The organism is Lysinibacillus agricola, from assembly GCF_016638705.1.
GTDB classification, from domain to species: domain Bacteria; phylum Bacillota; class Bacilli; order Bacillales_A; family Planococcaceae; genus Lysinibacillus; species Lysinibacillus agricola.
The window spans coordinates 4,899,331-4,916,483 of sequence record NZ_CP067341.1 but is presented as its reverse complement, the minus strand read 5'-3'; the positions used below and the strand labels follow the sequence as shown (position 1 = coordinate 4,916,483).

The 17,153-nt window shown below is 37.1% G+C and carries 22 protein-coding genes and 1 pseudogene; 19 read left to right on the top strand and 4 right to left on the bottom strand.

The window, feature by feature from the left end; genetic code table 11:
- Positions 1-164: 164 nt before the first annotated feature.
- Positions 165-915 (bottom strand): annotated as a pseudogene (locus tag FJQ98_RS24570) (sulfite exporter TauE/SafE family protein).
- Between the two features lie 331 nt (positions 916-1,246).
- Here FJQ98_RS24570 and FJQ98_RS24565 point away from each other — a divergent pair.
- The 15 genes from FJQ98_RS24565 to FJQ98_RS24495 all read left to right on the top strand — a co-directional run bounded on the left by FJQ98_RS24565 (position 1,247) and on the right by FJQ98_RS24495 (position 11,790).
- Complete coding sequence (locus FJQ98_RS24565; RefSeq protein ID WP_053593874.1) at positions 1,247-2,059, top strand: alpha/beta fold hydrolase; 813 nt, start codon at positions 1,247-1,249, stop codon at positions 2,057-2,059.
- Between the two features lie 43 nt (positions 2,060-2,102).
- Positions 2,103-2,669: a nucleotidyltransferase family protein gene (locus FJQ98_RS24560; protein ID WP_053593875.1), complete on the top strand. Its 567-nt coding sequence runs from the start codon at positions 2,103-2,105 to the stop codon at positions 2,667-2,669.
- A gap of 133 nt (positions 2,670-2,802) precedes the next feature.
- The gene (locus FJQ98_RS24555) at positions 2,803-3,183 is read left to right on the top strand and encodes a histone-like transcription factor family protein (protein ID WP_241774527.1); all 381 of its coding nucleotides are present in this window, start codon (positions 2,803-2,805) and stop codon (positions 3,181-3,183) included.
- Positions 3,165-3,995 carry an AraC family transcriptional regulator gene (locus FJQ98_RS24550; protein WP_053593876.1) on the top strand — a complete coding sequence of 277 codons (831 nt, stop codon included), beginning with the start codon at positions 3,165-3,167 and terminating at the stop codon, positions 3,993-3,995. The genes FJQ98_RS24555 and FJQ98_RS24550 overlap by 19 nt, the downstream gene beginning before the upstream one ends.
- Positions 3,996-4,334: 339 nt before the next feature.
- Positions 4,335-5,318 (top strand): ABC transporter substrate-binding protein, encoded by a 984-nt coding sequence (locus FJQ98_RS24545; protein ID WP_053593877.1) that lies wholly within the window; start codon positions 4,335-4,337, stop codon positions 5,316-5,318.
- Positions 5,319-5,399: 81 nt separating this feature from the next.
- The gene (locus FJQ98_RS24540; RefSeq protein ID WP_158002993.1) at positions 5,400-5,561 is read left to right on the top strand and encodes a hypothetical protein; all 162 of its coding nucleotides are present in this window, start codon (positions 5,400-5,402) and stop codon (positions 5,559-5,561) included.
- A 16-nt stretch (positions 5,562-5,577) separates the two neighbouring features.
- Positions 5,578-6,585: a FecCD family ABC transporter permease gene (locus FJQ98_RS24535; protein WP_053593878.1), complete on the top strand. Its 1,008-nt coding sequence runs from the start codon at positions 5,578-5,580 to the stop codon at positions 6,583-6,585.
- Entirely contained in the window at positions 6,578-7,609 is a 1,032-nt protein-coding gene (locus FJQ98_RS24530) for a FecCD family ABC transporter permease (RefSeq protein ID WP_277815928.1), read from the top strand. Before FJQ98_RS24535 ends, FJQ98_RS24530 begins: the two co-directional genes overlap by 8 nt.
- A 29-nt stretch (positions 7,610-7,638) precedes the next feature.
- Positions 7,639-8,421, top strand: coding sequence for an ABC transporter ATP-binding protein (locus FJQ98_RS24525; RefSeq protein ID WP_053594035.1), 783 nt, complete (start codon positions 7,639-7,641; stop codon positions 8,419-8,421).
- Positions 8,418-9,197 (top strand): alpha/beta hydrolase, encoded by a 780-nt coding sequence (locus FJQ98_RS24520; RefSeq protein ID WP_053593879.1) that lies wholly within the window; start codon positions 8,418-8,420, stop codon positions 9,195-9,197. Before FJQ98_RS24525 ends, FJQ98_RS24520 begins: the two co-directional genes overlap by 4 nt.
- Positions 9,198-9,289: 92 nt before the next feature.
- Positions 9,290-9,499: a hypothetical protein gene (locus FJQ98_RS24515; RefSeq protein ID WP_082339995.1), complete on the top strand. Its 210-nt coding sequence runs from the start codon at positions 9,290-9,292 to the stop codon at positions 9,497-9,499.
- On the top strand, positions 9,486-9,896 hold the full coding sequence (locus FJQ98_RS24510) for a GNAT family N-acetyltransferase (protein ID WP_241774528.1): 411 nt from the start codon (positions 9,486-9,488) through the stop codon (positions 9,894-9,896). The genes FJQ98_RS24515 and FJQ98_RS24510 overlap by 14 nt, the downstream gene beginning before the upstream one ends.
- Before the next feature lie 11 nt (positions 9,897-9,907).
- A complete protein-coding gene (locus tag FJQ98_RS24505; RefSeq protein ID WP_053593880.1) occupies positions 9,908-10,552 on the top strand; it encodes an aspartate/glutamate racemase family protein in 645 nt (214 codons plus the stop codon).
- Positions 10,553-10,643: 91 nt separating this feature from the next.
- A complete protein-coding gene (locus FJQ98_RS24500; protein WP_053593881.1) occupies positions 10,644-11,126 on the top strand; it encodes a hypothetical protein in 483 nt (160 codons plus the stop codon).
- 151 nt (positions 11,127-11,277) lie between these two features.
- Positions 11,278-11,790, top strand: a complete 513-nt coding sequence (locus FJQ98_RS24495) for a YfiT family bacillithiol transferase (RefSeq protein ID WP_053593882.1) — start codon at positions 11,278-11,280, stop codon at positions 11,788-11,790.
- Between the two features lie 142 nt (positions 11,791-11,932).
- On the opposite strand, the gene FJQ98_RS24490 is transcribed toward FJQ98_RS24495, so the two are convergent.
- Both FJQ98_RS24490 and FJQ98_RS24485 read right to left on the bottom strand, forming a co-directional pair.
- A complete protein-coding gene (locus FJQ98_RS24490) occupies positions 11,933-12,547 on the bottom strand; it encodes an exosporium glycoprotein BclB-related protein (RefSeq protein WP_053593883.1) in 615 nt (204 codons plus the stop codon).
- Between the two features lie 249 nt (positions 12,548-12,796).
- Positions 12,797-14,083: a hypothetical protein gene (locus FJQ98_RS24485; protein ID WP_053593884.1), complete on the bottom strand. Its 1,287-nt coding sequence runs from the start codon at positions 14,081-14,083 to the stop codon at positions 12,797-12,799.
- 226 nt (positions 14,084-14,309) lie between these two features.
- Here FJQ98_RS24485 and FJQ98_RS24480 point away from each other — a divergent pair, with 226 nt between their 5' ends.
- From FJQ98_RS24480 to FJQ98_RS24465, 4 genes are all read left to right on the top strand, one after another.
- Positions 14,310-14,948, top strand: coding sequence for a BMQ_0737 family morphogenetic spore coat protein (locus FJQ98_RS24480; protein ID WP_053593885.1), 639 nt, complete (start codon positions 14,310-14,312; stop codon positions 14,946-14,948).
- A gap of 122 nt (positions 14,949-15,070) precedes the next feature.
- On the top strand, positions 15,071-15,643 hold the full coding sequence (locus FJQ98_RS24475; RefSeq protein WP_053593886.1) for a hypothetical protein: 573 nt from the start codon (positions 15,071-15,073) through the stop codon (positions 15,641-15,643).
- Entirely contained in the window at positions 15,636-15,932 is a 297-nt protein-coding gene (locus tag FJQ98_RS24470) for a hypothetical protein (RefSeq protein ID WP_053593887.1), read from the top strand. Before FJQ98_RS24475 ends, FJQ98_RS24470 begins: the two co-directional genes overlap by 8 nt.
- A 14-nt stretch (positions 15,933-15,946) precedes the next feature.
- Positions 15,947-16,750 carry a coiled-coil domain-containing protein gene (locus tag FJQ98_RS24465; protein ID WP_053593888.1) on the top strand — a complete coding sequence of 268 codons (804 nt, stop codon included), beginning with the start codon at positions 15,947-15,949 and terminating at the stop codon, positions 16,748-16,750.
- Between the two features lie 140 nt (positions 16,751-16,890).
- Here the strand turns inward: FJQ98_RS24465 and rpmG are convergent, their stop codons facing one another.
- Positions 16,891-17,040 (bottom strand): 50S ribosomal protein L33, encoded by a 150-nt coding sequence (rpmG, locus tag FJQ98_RS24460; RefSeq protein ID WP_004231780.1) that lies wholly within the window; start codon positions 17,038-17,040, stop codon positions 16,891-16,893.
- Positions 17,041-17,153: the final 113 nt, after the last annotated feature.

Genomic DNA, 17,153 nt, shown 5'->3' with positions numbered 1-17,153 from the left:
ATGATTATAGTCGGTAGCTCGGTTGTGGCTGGTAAGCTCGTCGTTCAAAGTTTTCCGGTATTTTTGGCTAATGAACTAAGATTTCTTGTGGCATCGCGGGAGAGCAACGAATATTTTTACTGTCCTAAACAATGAATGGAAGTTAATTCAGAACACTTAAATAGTTAGATTATTTTTATTGCTACTTGAATAAGTAGTAATGAAATGATAATTGTTAGTAGTATTTTAGCTGCTTTTATCGGAATTTTCGGTAGAATTAAAAGTCCGAGCTGAGAGCCAATAATAGAGCCTACTGCCATCGCAATTGCATATTGCCATTGAATAAAGCCAGTTTGGTAAAATACTATAAATGCCCCTGTACAGCTCCCGAATATAAGTACGCGTGTGAGCTGTACAGCCTTTATGTAGGTGTAATGATAGCGTAAAAAATGTAGTATGCTGAAGGTTGAAGAGCCAGGTCCAAAGCCACCATCGTAAGCTGCATAAAAATGGCTGCCAAAAATTATTGTTGTGTTTAGTGTCATTTTCTTCAGAGCTAACAGTCCATTCTTTATTTTTAAATGTTATAAACAAAGCGAAAATAAGTAGAATACATGCAATAATATTCATGGTTTTCTCTGAAATCGATACTGTTAGAAGTGCTCCACAAACACCTCCGGCAATGGCTACAGCAACATATTTCATAATAGATGCTAGACGAAGCTCTTTATGATAAAAAAGATAAAAGATGCTCGACAACGCTGCGATACCCGATGAAAATTTATTCGTAGCAATGCTTGTTTGAATAGGTATGCCCACAAGCATCATAGCAGGGATCGTAATTAGCCCAGCACCTCCAGCAAGGGTACCGATAAAAGCAGCAATAATTCCGATACCGACTAGAGTCAGTGAAAGCTTTGTATAAAAAAGTCCCATTATAATGGCAAAAGTCATAATCAAAATAAAAGATTTTTTCATAAGCGTCTCCTTTAACGTTGTTAGTTAAAGGGTATTGGTAAATAATTTATAAATCTAATATATTATTTTTCGTTTTGTATAAATGAAATTTATAAATATAATCGGTACAAAGATCAGCTGATTTTTTCTCTTCCACTATAAATACTTGAAATAAAGTCTCCATAAAGCTCCAACCTCTCCTGATTTGCCAAATGCTTATTTTCATCTGCCTAGCCCCTTTGAAATTGAACTGTAAATAGTTATTATTGTAAGTAATGGAAGTGATCATTTACAAAAGGGGATAGTAGCAATGAAACAAAATATATATCAATGGGGAGACTCACAAAATCCAACTTTCATCTTTTTACATGGGCTAGGGAGTACGGGCTTAGCATTTGGAGAACTAGCAAAACATTTACCAGAGTATCATACCGTATCCTTTGATTTACCTGGACACGGCTATGCAAAAGCCTTGGAAGAAGAAAAGGCTTATTTTCCGTCCAATTTGATTGAAGACATAGAAGAAACAATAAATCAGCAGTTAGGGTATACATCTCATTATTTAATTGGTCATTCTTTTGGGGCTGATTTGGCATTGCATTATGCCGCTAAATACCCTAAACGAATTAAGGGAATTATTTTGTTAGATGGCGGTTATTTGTCACCGCAAGATTTAGGGATGACATTAGAAAACGAATTACAAAGTATAGAGCAATTTTGCGATGAAGTAAGATTCTCATCTTGGGACGTATTTTTTGAATCGGAAAAAGAAGAGCTTTCACGATGGTCGGAAGAGCTTGAAGAAGCATCAAGGGCTCAAGTTAAGGAGCAGGATGGAGAAATTAGACTAACGATTTCTACTTTTACAGGACAATCCATAATAAAAGGTATTTATGCGGAACCAGTCACAGATATAGTAGAACGGGTGCTTTGCCCGACTCTATTGATACGGGCAACAAAACCAAGCGAATTAGAATCTACTAGAAAGAAGAGTATTCAAATTTTGCAAACTAGCATTAAAAACTTGGATATTGAACCGATCGCTGATGCAGGCCATGATATTTTTCGTGAAGCACCTAAGGATGTTGCTAAAAAGATAAGAACATGGCTTGTGGATCATTAATTAGGAAGCAGTGCAAGCATTGGTATGACAAATTCAGAGGTGAATGAAACTGATAAAAACAGAAGAAGAGCTAAAAAGCTTAATTGCTGCAGATGAATGGATGATGGGTATTTTAACAACTGTAGAGAAGCTACAATTACCTGATTCATGGGTATGTGCTGGATTTATTCGCTCGAAGGTGTGGGATTTTCTACATAAAAAAGAATACAGAACATCATTAGCTGATATTGATGTGATATATTTTGATAAAGTAAATCCCTCAGAAAAATATGAGAAGCAGTATGAACAAGAATTGACGAAGTATTTACCAAATGAGCCTTGGTCTGTGAAAAATCAAGCAAGAATGCATGTAGTAAATAATAGTGAGCCTTATCAATCATCTATTGATGGTATGGCACATTTTCCAGAAATCCCGACAGCTATTGGTGTGAGGCTTACTAATGGAATACTTGAGATAGCTGCACCTCATGGTATTAAGCACTTAGTTTCTGGAATTGTCGCTCCTACACCATATTTTCAAAAAGGCTCTCCGATGCATGAAATTTATAAGAGCAGGGTTCAAAACAAACAATGGGAATCAATTTGGCCGAAATTACAGATTTTCTACTAAGACGAAGCGAAGGAATGAATTTGTATCACGATAAACATCAAGTAATCTCGCATTATGAAAAATCTATTGTATTTGTGGAAAGTTTAGCAAACATAAACGAAGAACACTGGCGTACGCCTATAGGGCCTGGAAAATGGACGGTGCAGAGGTAATTGGACATCATACACCGTGGGATGAATTCGTGTTAAAACAACGTCTGCCGTTTCTTTTTACAAATGAAAGCTTTCCAAAAGGGCCAGATGTAGTAGAGATGAATGCTCGTGCAGCAAGGAATGGTCGTGCACAAAGTAAAGAAGAAACGATAGCCAATTTTATCAATCAGAGACATCAGCTAATTGACGCACTTTATCAAATAGTGGAGAAGCAATGGCAACAGCCTTTTATAATAGGTGCTACTGAATTAACACTTCACAGTTACTTTGCTAGTTTAGTAGATCTTGATCTGCATCATTTTTCACAAGTCCAAGAAGTTTTAAAGAATGAAGAGGCAATAAAGTGGATATCAAGTATTTAATTGATTACTATGCACATGCGTCTGTAAAATTTACAGATGTTTTTACAAATAAAATGGAGACTGGTCAAGTAGATAAAGGGCGAACAACAGCCCCAGGGAAGTGTGGTTTGGTTGTACCGCTCGCTGGTAGTGCTATATTTAGCTTTAATGGTATCCCTTATGCAATGGAGCCGGGTATGATCGTACATGCAGGGCCACAAATGCCAATCGAAATTAAAGTTTCTGATGATAAGGAATGGGAGTATGCGGTTGTACATTATCAACTTTCTCCAGAAGAATCAACTTTATATCCGTTATCAGCTCAGCACTTTTTAATTAATACAGGCTATCATACAAAAATTATTGACTATGTACAGCAGTTAATAGAAAGCCAATCAATGCCAGGTAATATGTCAAAATTCAAGGCAAAGACACTATTTATGAATCTCCTGGAAGCTATTCTTATATCGGCAAAAGTGAAGGTTCTCGATACGGCAAGTGACCAGATGGAGCAAGCTTTACAGTATATACATGAGAATTATGCTAAACAACTTTCTGTTTCGAAAATTGCTGAAGAACTTGGCGTGGAGCGTCGTAGGTTTGCCTATCTGTTTGAACAGCATACTGGGATGAACCCTAGCGCCTACTTAACAGAGTATCGCATACGACGGGCAAAGGAGTTACTGAAATATGACGATTCTCCAGTAGCAGAAATAGCAGAATGTGTAGGTTATGTAGATTGCTTTTATTTCAGTCGAGTATTTAAAAAATGTACTGGAATGTCCCCGACAACATATCGAAAAACAATGCTTGAGGAAGCTAAATACGTATAAAAAGTTGTTTCTTGAAAAAAGAAGCAGCTTTTTTTTGTGACATCCGCCGGAGGCTTTGGGCCAACACGATGTTGGTCACTCAGTCGTTGCCACAGGACGTGGCGCTCTTAGACTGAGTTCCTCTATTTCATCAGGTGTTTGAACACTGATGAAAGAAGTTAAAAATCGGCAAAAATCCATGTGATTCATGAAATTGTCCATTCACATCTGGTTTTCTCTTTGTTAGGATAGAATCCGTAAATGATAATGAGTATCAATTAAATCACTAAACTCTATTGACTTATAAATGAAAACGATTATCATTATCAGTATAATTAGGTTTGTTGGGAGAGAATAATTATGAATAAATATTTTAAAATGTGTGCGCCTGCTCTATTAGCTTTATCCTTGGCTGCATGTGGAACGGATAAAGCAGAAGAGTCTGCTACATCCACAAATAATGCGGCGGAAACAAGTGCAACAGAATCGCAAACAGATCAAGCGAAAACACAGACGATTACATATTTAGGAGAAAAATATGAACTTCCTGCAGAAGTGAAAAATATTGTAGCGGCAAGCTTAGAATCTATGGAAGATGCGGCGATGCTTGGCATTAAGCCTGTTGGCGTGCTTGATATCGGTGGGAAAATTCCATCATATCTTACCTCTGAACTAGAAGGTGCTGAGCTTGTAGGAAATAAAATGGAGCCGAATGCAGAAGCCATTCTTAAACTTGACCCAGATGTCATTTTAGGTACATCAAAATTCCCTGAAGAAACTGCTGAAAAGCTCAATAAAATTCAAACGATGATTCCGTATTCACATGTCTCTACAAATTGGAAAGAGAACTTAACATTACTTGCACAGCTTTCAGGTAAAGAAGACGATGCAAAAAAAATTATTGCAGATTATGATGCAAAGGTTGTTGATTCTCAAGCGAAATCTAAAGAGCAATTAGCGGACAAGGAAGTTCTAGTTATTCGAGTACGTGGCGGCATAATGTATATCTATCCTGCAGGAGTTTACTTAAATCCTGTGCTATATGAAGATTTAGGGGCTCCAATACCAGAAATTTTAAAAACTACAAAGGCACAGGCTGAACTATCGCTTGAAACATTAGCAGAGGTTAATCCTGATACTATTTTCATTCAGTTCGAGGAATCAGAAAATGCTGATGCACCGAAAGCGTTAGAAGAGATACAAAAGAATCCAATTTTCTCAAGCTTAAAGGCATCACAAAATAATCAGGTTTTCGTGAATGCAATTGAACCTTTAGCGCAAGGTGGTACAGCATGGTCTAAGGTGAAGTTTTTAGATATTGCAGCTGAAAAATTACTTAAATAGTTTAGATAGGCTGGTAGTAGATTTGGTGGCATCACCAGGCTATTGCCAGCCTTTTATAAGATAAAGCCTTCGGACGCATTGTTGATCTACGCGAAAGCGAAGCGACAGCAACATTGTTTTCTGTGCGAAAGCGAAGCGACAGCAACATTGTTTGTCTGTGCGAAAGCAAAGCGACAGCAACATTGTTTATCTGTGCGAAAGCGAAGCGACAGCAACAATTACGCCAAGGTGAAATTGATATAGAAAAAGGGTGCGGAAGTTGAAAAAAACAAACATTGTGGCATTTTCAATATTAGCAGCTTCTCCATTCCTAATTGCGATTGTGGCATTAGTCTCCGTTATGTACGGTACAAAGGACATTAGCGCAATAACGGTGTGGCAGGCAATTACTGCATTCGATCCTTCAAATGTTGACCACCAAATTGTTCGAACGGGGCGTATTCCTAGAATTGCCGCGGTATTACTGGTGGGAGCATTTTTAGCAGTAGCTGGGGCAGTGATGCAAGGTATTACACGAAATTATTTAGCGTCCCCATCATTAATGGGCGTTAATGATGGTTCTGCATTTGTGATTACGTTAGCGATAGTATTCTTCCCAGGGCTTCCTAATTATCAAATGATTCTACTTTCTATGCTCGGTTCAGCATTAGGGGCAGGGATTGTATTTGGTTTTGGCTCTTTAATTCGAAATGGTTTATCACCAGTAAGGCTTGCCATTATTGGAACGGTCATTGGTACGTTTTTAAGCAGTATTGCTACAGCCATTGCGATGTATTTCCAAGTATCACAAACGGTAAGCGTTTGGTATAACACAAAGGTTCATATGGTGGATATGGATATGCTCATGCTAGCTATTCCATTTGGATTAATTGGTTTAGTTCTTGCCTTAATATCGGCTAAGGCTATTACGATAACTTCACTAGGCGAAGATATCGCTATTGGACTTGGGCAAAAAACAAAAACAGTGAAAATTATTAGTATGCTTGCTGTTGTATGTTTAACAGGTACAGCAGTTGCACTTGTAGGGAAGATTGCCTTTGTAGGATTAGTCATTCCTCATATTACGCGTTTTCTTGTTGGAGTCGATTACCGCTTTATCATTCCATGTGCAGCTGTAGTAGGTGCGTTTTTCTTAGCACTTTGTGATGTACTCAGTCGCTTTGTTAATTACCCATTCGAAACTCCAATCGGCGTATTAACAGCCTTGGTTGGTGTTCCATTCTTCTTATATTTAGTTCGTAAACACGGAGGTGAAAAACGTGCGTAAAAAAACCTCAAGTGTATTCGTTATGACTGTTTCAATACTCATGTTATTTATTTTAGGTGCCGGTTATCTCCATATTACAAATGGTGTCTTTGATATGTCGGTGATGGATGTCTTAAAAACATTGTTACGCATTGAACCAAATTCAAAATTTGATCTTGTCATTTTTGAATTCCGTTTACCACGTATTGTCATTGCAGCATTAGTTGGTGTTGGCCTAGGAATGGCAGGGGTTGTGCTACAAGGTATTACACGTAATGGCTTAGCAGACCCCGGTATTTTAGGAATCAATGCTGGTGCTGGTGCAGCAGTTGTCATATTTATGTTTTTCTTTCAATTACGTCTCACATCTGCAGATATGAGTAGCTGGTTATCCATTTTGATGATGCCGATTTTCGGGTTTGTCGGTGGTGCGATGGCCGCTGTGTTGATTTTCTCGTTTGCCCTGAAAAATGGTCATTTAGATATGCAACGATTAATTTTAACAGGGATTGCAATTAATAGTGGCTTTGGGGCATTGTCACTGTTTTTATCATTGAGAATGAACGCTCAGGATTATGAAGCTGCCGCAGTTTGGATGGCAGGCTCTATTTATAATGCAAACTGGATTTTTGTCGTGACTATGTTGCCATGGCTTATATTATTAGGCTTTTATGTGTATCGGAAATCGTATTTGCTCGATTATTTTCAATTGGAAGAGGATAGTATTACTAGTTTAGGGATAGCGGTAGAAAAAGAGAAAATGAAACTGCTATTGGCAAGTGTCGGCTTAGTCAGTGCCTGTGTATCAGTATCAGGTAGTATCGGTTTTATTGGATTAATGGCGCCACATATTGCTAAACAGCTTGTCGGCATACAACATCGTTATGTCATGCCAGTAAGTGCGTTGATAGGCGCGGGATTGCTTATTTTAGCTGATTTTATAGGGAAAACAGTATTTGCACCGTCTGAGCTGGCGGTTGGTATTGTTGTCTCGATTATTGGGATTCCTTATTTCTTATATTTATTAGTGAAATCAAAAGCATAGGAGGAAATAGTGTGCAAACTGCATTTAGAATGGAAAATTTATCTTCTGGCTATGAGCAGGTTCGTGTGTTTGAAGGCTTGAATTTAACGATAGAAGAGGGAAAGATTACGACCATTATAGGGCCCAATGGATGTGGAAAATCAACATTATTAAAAACAATTGGCCGTATATTAAAGAAGCAGCAGGGAACGGTTTATTTACAGGACCAAAACATGCAAAATTTATCGACGAAGGAAATCGCGAAAAAGCTAGCTATCTTGTCACAGACGCCTATTGCACCAGGTCAGTTAAAGGTTGAGGAACTTATTGCCTATGGTCGTTATCCGCATCGAAATAGTGTTAATCGCTTAACAAATAAAGATGAGGAAATGATTGAATGGGCCTTAACGGTTACAAATACCAATGAGTATCGTAACCGGGAGCTTGCTCAGCTTTCTGGAGGTCAACGCCAACGTGTATGGCTTGCAATGGCCTTAGCCCAAGAAACAAATATTTTATTATTAGACGAACCGACGACTTATCTAGATATGGCACATCAGTTAGAGGTACTAGAAATTGTGAAAAATTTAAACGAGCAGCATCGTTGTACGATTGTTATGGTATTGCACGATATTAATCACGCAGCACGATATTCCGATCACTTAATCGCCATGCGACAGGGGGCTGTAATGAAAACTGGCACGCCTGAGGAAATTTTATGTGAAGATGTTATGCGTAACGTCTTCAATATTAATGCACGTATTATGGAAGATCCGGTTACGAAAACACCAGTATGTTATGGCTATGATGTTATGAAGGAGACCGACAAATGATAGAAGCGAAGATCGCGAAAGCACCTGATTATGTGACGCAGCAAATTGTATCGAAGTTTACGGATTATACTTATATGGTAAATATCTATGTACCGAATGGAGAAGTACCGGAAGGAGGTTTTCCGGTCTTATTCGTATTAGATGGATCGTCATATTTCCATCTTGTAAAGGAAGCGGTACGCCTACAAAGTCGCAATGCACCTAAAACGGGTATATTGCCAACTATTGTTGTAGGTATTGGGCATGGTGCGGATATGCATGAACGCCGATTTTATGACTTTACAGGACAATCCGAAACGTATATTTATCCTGCAAGATTTAAAGGTAAGGGTCATGAGAAACATGGAGGAGCCGAGAACTTTAGTAGATTTTTAGAACAGGAATTAAAGCCAAGTATTCAGGCTCAGTTCCCTGTAAATATGCAGCAGCAAGCACTGTTCGGGCATTCATTAGCGGGCTACTTTGCGCTTTGGCAATTATTCCATCATCAAGCAAGCTTCCAACGTTATATAGCGATTAGCCCTTCTATTTGGTGGAATGAGCATGAACTATTCAGTTATGCGTCAACATTTATAAAAGAGCGCCCATTTGCTTATGAAAAATTATTCATCGGTGTGGGGGAACTGGAAACCTTTATGGTTGATGATGCACAACAAATTGCGAGTAAATTACAGAAAATCATGGATATTTCCTTCTATGAAGCGTTGGAGGAAAATCATGCTTCAATCGTTCCAACAGTAATGAGTAAAGCAATTCGCTTTGTGTATAAAAATTAATAGTACTAACCGCATTATTTTGTGATAATGCGGTTTATTTTTGATTAAAAATGCATTATAACGTATTTTTAATCAAAAAGGAGTGTTGACAAATGAACATTATTTTAGCACAAGCAGAGGATGCTTCAGTAATTCATAACGTTATGTTACAGGCCTTTAACTTCTTTCAGTGCGTGTCCAAACACCCGCTGAAAGAAGTTAAAGCCTCCGGCGGATGTCACGGAATCGGAAAGGAGTTCTTTGTGCAAGCACAAAGCCGATTCCGGACGCAATTATGCCGAGGCATAATTGATAGAGTATGAACATGCAACACCACCATCAAGTGCACTAAATGAAACGATTGAATCGATTGAACAGGCGATGAAAAATGGAGAGCAAGCCTTTATTGGATATATCGATGAGCAACCAGTTGCGATGGTAAGGTTTACACTTAGTTCTCAAGGAATTTATTTTTTTAGATTATCTGTTATTCCGGAAAAGCAAGGACAAGGATTGGCTAAAGCATTAATTGAAGAGCTTGAACAATATGCGTTTGCTAATGGAAAGAGTACTAGTCGATGTAAAGTACGTATGAGTGTACCAAGAAATATTGAGTTGTATCGCTCATTGGGTTATGTTGTCACAAAAGAGGGCAAGGCAGAAAATCGTAACGGCTTCTCTCTTTCTGTAGCGACAATGGAAAAACAGCTTACTAATTAGGGGGGCTAGTCTTGAGGAAGAAGCTTGGTTGTTTACATGCACATCATTCAAATATTGAGTATATAGAACAGGCATTTCAAAACATGGAGAAGATAGAGCTAGTCCATTTTGTGGATCCAGGTCTTATACAACAAGTTTCAAAAGGGGCTGAAGAGTTAGCTTTTAAGGTGAAAGAGCAACTTGAATGGATGGAGAGCTGTAATATAGATGCCATTTTAATAACGTGCACTAATTATATTGCATTGTTAGAGGAAGAACAGCTGGAACTCTCTATTCCCATTATTAAAATAGATGAGCCTTACTTTGAAACCATCTGTGAAGAAAATAAGCCTCAAACGATTCTTTTTACAAATCCTGAAACCGTAGAAGGTACGATGAACAGACTTCAGCAATACGCTTTGTCACATGAAAAATCCATTAATGCTGAAGTAAAAGTTATCGACAATACGTTTGAACTGATTATGCAAGGAAAAAAGGATGCATATAATAACGCTATTATACAAACTCTTCATGATGTAGCAGGGGAGCAGCAGCATATTTCAGTTGCACAGCTTTCAATGGTTGAGGCTGCACGGCAATTCGAAATAGAGTCAGATGTAACGATTATTCATCCGTTAAAGTCATTAGTTAAATTTGTGATGAGATCTATAGAATAATAGAATGAATATAATATTCGGATCCTCTGTAACAATTTGTGCGATACATTCGTTTTATAGGAAATAACTATGACTTGTAGGGAGTGTAGTAATGAGGCGATGGGTACTTATGGTAACAGTGTTGTTATTGTTGGTAGGCTGTACAATGAGCGAGAAAGCGATTGCTCTGCCAAATGATTTACCTGACTTTGTGCAAGAAAGTGACTTTAAATCAATTGATTGGGACCAAAAGGCAGCTAAATTTGGAGAGAGAGGTATTATCGGTAATGCAAATAAATCGGGTGTTATCGGTGCCGATATGCCGAGTTTAAACACTCAAAAATGGATGTGGCATATTTGGGGAATTGAAGAAGGTCAAGATACCAAGTTAACAATTGTCGGGTATCATAAAGATTCTAAAACAGTGCATCCTATTTTAGTAGGTGGTTGGACTATAGGGCTTGGTGGACCTGCTAATGGTGCAGATGCTCATGCACCTTCAAATGTGACAATCCCGAAGCCTGGAGAATGGGCAATATTACTTTATACGAATGGAAGCTATTTTGATACGTTAATTTATGATATTACTAAATAAAAAGTTAATATTCCACATAATATGACCCTCGTTGTGTAAGAATAAATTCTTACAAAATGAGGGTTTTACTTAAAAAAATTAAGGCAAATAGCGTGAAAAATATAAAATTGGTAATATGAAAAGTAAGAAAATAGAAATGGAGGATAGCTACATGACCGATTTACGATATCCAATTGGACAATTTCAATTTCCGGAAGTAGTGACAGCGCAGCAAGTAAAGGAATGGATAGAAGATATTCGTCTATTACCGACACAACTAGCAGAGGCACTTAATGGTGCGAGTGAACAGTCATTAACAAAATCCTATCGAGAAAATGGCTGGACGGTTATGCAGCTTGTCCACCATATGGCAGATAGTCATATGAATAGCTACATCCGTTTTAAGCTAGCTTTGACAGAGGATAGTCCGACGATTAAACCTTACAATGAGGTAGAATGGGCAAAGCTTCCGGATTCAGAAATGCCTGTCGCAACCTCCTGTAACATAATTGAAGGCTTGCATGAACGCTGGGTTTATTTGCTGGAAAGCTTAACAGAAAACCAATTACAGCGAGCATTTCATCATCCTGATTCAGGTTCGATGACACTTGAAAAAGCTGTAGCCTTATATGCTTGGCATGGAGAGCATCATCTTGCTCATATTCAAATGGCTTTGGCGAAATAATATTTTTTTAGAGTGAAAAGTAGGCGATTTTCTGATTTTGGAAAATCGCCTACTTTTGAAATTGTTTTCAAGTAAATATCGTATGTTACACGGATAATGATACTGTATGGTAGCTTTAATCTAACTTACGAACATAAATTTTTTATACAATATTGATTCCTGCACTTGCGTTACCAGTAACAGTAGCAGCAACCCCTGAGGTAGTAACGGAGAACACCATTAATAAACGATCACCAGCAGCTACTGGCACTGGTGTAACGTTTGCAGTACCAAATGTAATAGTACCTACTGCTATTGTTGAGAGAGCTGGTGCTAAATCAACAAATGCTGTTGTAGGGCTGAAAACATTACTTCCCGCAACTGCGCGATAGATTTGTGCTCTGACTGTTGCGGATCCTACAATGGTTACAGCAACTGTTGCAGACAAGGATGCAGAAATAGATGTAATAGTACCTGCACGTGGAACAGAAAAGGCTTCAGTTCCAGCAGCAGCTGTTAAGTCTATATTAGTACCAGTAAGAGTTATCCCTGGAATGGATGTACCGAATCCCACAATACTTGTTGTACCAATTAAACCAGTACCAAGAGCTACTAAAACAACAGGAACTGTTCCTGATGCGAATGGGATGATAGAGCCTGTTGCTGCTGGTGTAGTAATACATGCAGCGTCTATAGCTTCAAAAGGACCAAGTGCAGCACACTCATTTTTATTACCGCAGCCACAGCCGCTCCCGCACATTGAATTATTCATACACATTTTGACACCCCCTTTCTTCATTATTCTATTCGGCTAAGATTATAGGGTAAGGGCAATTATCTATATGTGAAAATATTGAGGTTTCTTTAGAGGAGTTTTTGTCAATGGCAAGTATTCGCTAATGAATTTGACTTTCAGGTAAATTGTTAATTGAACACAAAAAAGTCCAATATGTATTTTCATACTTATTGGACGGATTTATCGTATAAATCTCTATTGTAACTGTACTCTGTACACCACAACTTTAAACTAACTCCATTTTCGAAAGAAATTGAAAAACAAAGAACCCTTATCTTTTTTCTGGCTTTCTTCAGGTGATTCTTCTTTTAGCTCGGGTTGCTTGTTTACTTCTTCAATTTGTACTTGGGTTTCATGTTCTTCCTCGGCCCTAGCTTCAAAGATTTCAATTTCGTCACTTGAGGATTTATTCATGTCGACTTGTGCATTAACTACTTTAGATGCTTCAAGAAAAACGGGTTCATTAACCACTTCAGGTGCTTCAGGAATAACAGGCTCATTAACCATTTCAGGTGCTTCAAGAAAAACAGGTTCATTAACTACTTCAGGTGTTTCAGGAATGACAGGTTCATTAACTACTTCAGATGCTTCAGGAATGACAGGTTCATTAACTACTTCAGATGCTTCAGGAATGACGGGCTCATTAACCGTTTCAGATGCTTCAAAATAGGCAGGCTCATTTGTTAATACAGAGTTCATTTCATCTATAGTGACAGTGTTATTGGGTTCTCCGTAATTAGCTGGATTTTCTGCATTAAGGTCGATAACAGTGGAATTATGGATTTCGGCAGGCGGTAATGTATGAGGTTCATAAACACTAATTGGAATTTCTTGTGCGTTCGTAGCGTTTTTAAAATGGAAGGTGGATTCTGTGGTTGTATTTCTGTATAAACCATTATATATTTGGCTTGGATGTGTATTTACAGATTGAAAGTATTGTTGATTAAAGTGGCGTTCTTCGGGCTTATTTCTCTGATTTTCATTGCGATCAGAAGGTATGCCATTGTGTATATCTAATTGCATATTTGTTGCTTTACCTGCTAGATTTTGTAGCATTTTATAAGATGGCTGTTTTGATGTAGTCACCGATTTGTTCGTTGTCGGTTCGATTCTCGGATGTCTTTGTGCACTGTTACCCATAAAATTAGAAGTGTTTTCAGTATTAGGTGTAGTAGTTGGAGCTTCAGCATCTTCAATCGTAAGTAATTTATTTAAAACCATTAATATTTCTTGATTCGTTTCCTCAATCGTTTGATTCAAAGATTCAATTTGCATCGATAGAAACTTTATCTGCTCCTCGTAGCCTTTAATTTGTGAGCTTTGCTTATCATCTATTGTTTCGGTTAGCCCTTCTAAATGTGCGATTTGCGTTTTAATCCCATCAAAATCCTTTTTCATAAATAGGTAATCTCCCATTGAAGTCCCCATTTTTAATGAAGTCAACGTTGACCTATAGGCTTCGATTTTTTGCTTTAATTTTTCAATGTCTTGATTAGAGTACAATTTTGAATCTTCCATTGGATTTCACCCCTTTCAGTCCATTAATATTTTATTAAAAATAATTACTTTCTGTTACAAATATACCGATCCTTATAAACATTTTACTTCTTTCTAAAGGTAAGCAAAAATCATACATATTGATTTTAATAAATATCATGACGAATTAATTTTTAGCCCATGCACTTAAAGCTGGAAAACATATGATACAAACGAAAGATAAAATATTTATGGAGGTGTCAAAAGGATGCAAGAGAATATGCCATCCCAGGCGCAGGAATTGATTTGTATAAATGTCGATAAGGTATTTGACTGGATTGTAAAAGAAATGTCATTTGATATTTCTCCTACTGGACCAATTGCTTTCCCCGGCGTAACAGCAACTACTGATTTAACGGGTGCAGTAGTTACATGTAAAGTAGTTCCAGCAACAACGAATCCTATTGTTATCTTGAACCGTGAGAATCGCCAATTCTCCATTGATGGTTCAACTGTATGTCTTCAAAATCTAACTATTCAAAAGAATTTTATTCTTACGATAGTTGTTTGTTTACCAAATGGTACTATGTTCACAAGCAGTAATATTCCAGTTTCCCGTTGTGAACAAGTTACATTATGTGCACCGAAAGGGACAGATGTAGAAATTTTATTCACAGATTTAGATTGTTTCGTGTGTACAACAGGAACATTAACAGCTGGAGCAGGTACAATTACGTTTTCTGCATTAACAATTACTGTATCTGTTTGCCAAAGTATTCAATCTACATTCCCAGTTACTGTCGAATTCTTAGCAACTTTCTGCGAGCCAAGAGCAGAATTACCGTTCGCATGTCCGGGTGTAGTACGGCCACAGCAGTGCCCAGCTATTTTCCCAGCTGTCGGTTAATGGTACTAACACATAGAAGAGAATCATATTGTAAAGAGAGGGTAATCCTCTCTTTTTTTTTATGAATATAAACTAGTGTAAATTCGCTTTAATTAAATACTATTGGCAAGGGGGTACTAATTATGACTCACGTCGATCGTGTGGAAGAAAAGATAAATGAACTAAAAAAGCAAACTGATTTTTATGTTCATGAAATTAAAAAAGTGGTTGAGGGACTCACTATTCCTGACAGTGTTAACGTCATTAGTTATTTCACATCCTCGTTCAGTATCTCTTATGATCCTGATCAGGAGAGCTTATGTTTGGGCTCTTATCATATTCGCAATATAGGTAATCAACCTATAACAAATCCGTATCTGTGCATAAAACTACCTGAAGACTCTCCATTCTCCTTCTCTGGAAGGTATGTCTATGAACATTTTGCACCAAATTTAAAAGGAAACAGTAGCTGGGAGCGAATCAATGATCAATCAAGCAAGGAAGAATTTTGGCTTAGGCCTATAGGAATAACAACGTTAGAGCCTAATGAAACACTATCATTTTCTAACTTTCAGATTAAATGGTCACATAATTTATCTTATTCAGGAAGTATCATAGGTTTTACATATTGTGATCAGCTAGAAGAGGGCGTCGTTGTCTTAAACCCTATTGATCTTAATGGAATTAGTCAAACACAGGAGGATGAAAATGAGTGAATATGAAAAAATGAATCAAAAAATAGATAGTGTTATCCATAAACTTATGAAGGAACAGCTCACGAATCTACCTGACTATAGTACTGAGGAAAATAATAGCTTTGCCTATCTCGAAAAAAGTACATTGAATCTACTTATTGCCTATTTAATATCAGGGGAAAAGAGAAAAGCTGAAGAAATTGGCGATGAAGAATTAGAATTGAATATTATTAAGCAGCTAGATGAGATGCTAGAGGAGAGTAAGGAGCAATTTGAAGAAGTGATTAGTTTACTTAAAAAATTTTCGTGATAGGAGGTGCAAGTGTGGATAATGATATTGTTAAAAACAATGATCCTATTCAGCTTCAGCAGATGATCATTTTTTTAAGAGCCGAATTAGCTAAATATAAAAATGAAGTTAACAGGCTCAGAGAGAGTGATTATTATTCACTAGTACTAAGACTAGAACGAGAAAACGTCCAACTAACAAATCAAAAAAAAGAGCTTTCGATGGAGCTTTTAAAACTGAAGAGAGACTTCGAAAAAAAAACACAAATTTACTATGATGATATAAAAGCAAGGGAAATTCAAAAGAAAAAACAAATTTCGTCGATAGAGGCATTATTAAAAGAATTAGAAGAACTGCGTGCAGAAAATAAGCTATTAAAGGAAACATTAATAGTTACTAAAGATGAATTACTTTCCGTTAATTCAGACACTAATTATAAGACTACGATTGATGTTCTTGAAAATAAGCTGAGTGATTTCACAAGGGACATAAACCAACAAATGGAGACTATAATTGAAGCACTTGAAAGATCTCGTTTAGAACAAGCAAACTCAGACAATCTTAATAAGCGTTTAGCTAAAGAAATAGAGGAAAAAAGCAGTACGATAGAAAAGTTATTGCAAGAATTAGCGGATGTAAAAAAACAAAGCTCTTCTTTAAGTGAAAAAACGATGATGAATCCAGAGGTTCTTTCACACTTAGATGTTCAAGTAAATAAGGTTTTGACTCAATCAATGGATTTTGAAGAGCAGTTAAATCATAAATTACGTGTGCTTGATGACATGGAGCACAAATTGAACGAGCTGACTATAGAAATAAATACTAATAAAACTGTCTAAAGTAGGTTGTTGAAAGGAGATATAACAATTTTTTATCCCGTGTTAAATAGGCTGTTTCAAAAGTCAGTAAAGTCACTTTTGAAACAGTCATTTTTATGTTATTAGGGGTTCTATATAAGACCGTAACTAGATGTAATTTGTTACTTCGTTTCTCTGTGCAATGTAACTCTTTTCAAACGTGGGGAATATTTTTTTAGCTCCAACCTCTCAGGATTATTTCGTTTATTTTTCGTCGTAATATAGTTTTTATCACCTGTTTCTGTACAGGCTAAAGTCACTTGTACACGCATAAAATGCCCTCCTTTTAAATCGTAATAATTACGCTTTAAATGTTATTATTTTTAATGAAATATGTCAATATCGTATTTCTACAAAATGTTCAACGTTGCATTTTGCAGGATAC